Below are 774 nucleotides of genomic sequence, written 5' to 3'. Positions count from 1 at the left end.
GCGATGATCCGCGCCAAGACCGCCGAGATCACCGTCAGCGACCTCAGCATGCGCGTACCCGAACCACCCGGCTGCGACGAAATCACCCAACTCGCCCGCACCGCCAACAAAACCCTCGCCCGACTCGAAGCCGCCGTCGAACAACAACGCCAATTCGCCTCCGTCGTCTCCCACGAACTCCGCTCACCCGTCGCCGGCCTGCACACCCAACTCGAAGAAGCCCTCCTCTACCCCACCGACGTCGACCCCACCACCACCATCCGCACCGCCCTGACCACCACCGAACGCCTCCAAGCCATCATCGACGACCTCCTCGTCCTGGCCCGCATCCGCTCCGCACCCCCCCAAACCCCCGAACCCATCGACCTCACCACCCTCGTCACCGAAGAAATCACCCGCCACACCCACGGCACCCCCGTCCACACCCACACCACCCCCCACCTCCCCGTCCTCGGCAACAAAATCCAACTCATCGGCGTCCTCAACAACCTCCTCGTCAACGCCAAACGCCACGCCCACACCACCGTCGAAATCACCACCACCCGCACCACCGACCACGCCGTCCTCACCGTCACCGACGACGGCGACGGCATCGCCCCCCACGACCGCGAACGCGTCTTCCAACCCTTCATCCGCCTCAACGACGGACGCAGACGCGACCCCGGCGGCACCGGACTCGGCCTGGCCATCTGCCGCGCCGTCATCACCGCCCACCACGGCACCGTCGAAATCGAAGACTCCCCACACGGCGCCCGATTCGTCGTACGACTGCCG

Annotated in this window: 1 protein-coding gene; it reads left to right on the top strand. The window is 67.1% G+C overall.

The window, feature by feature from the left end; all coding sequences use genetic code 11:
• Positions 1-774: sensor histidine kinase (locus tag Pph01_RS42510; protein WP_204078950.1), on the top strand; the 774-nt coding region annotated here is incomplete at both ends.

The organism is Planotetraspora phitsanulokensis, assembly GCF_016863295.1.
Taxonomy (GTDB): domain Bacteria; phylum Actinomycetota; class Actinomycetes; order Streptosporangiales; family Streptosporangiaceae; genus Planotetraspora; species Planotetraspora phitsanulokensis.
The sequence above is the reverse complement of the archived record's forward strand: the minus strand, read 5'-3'. Positions and strand labels throughout refer to the sequence as shown.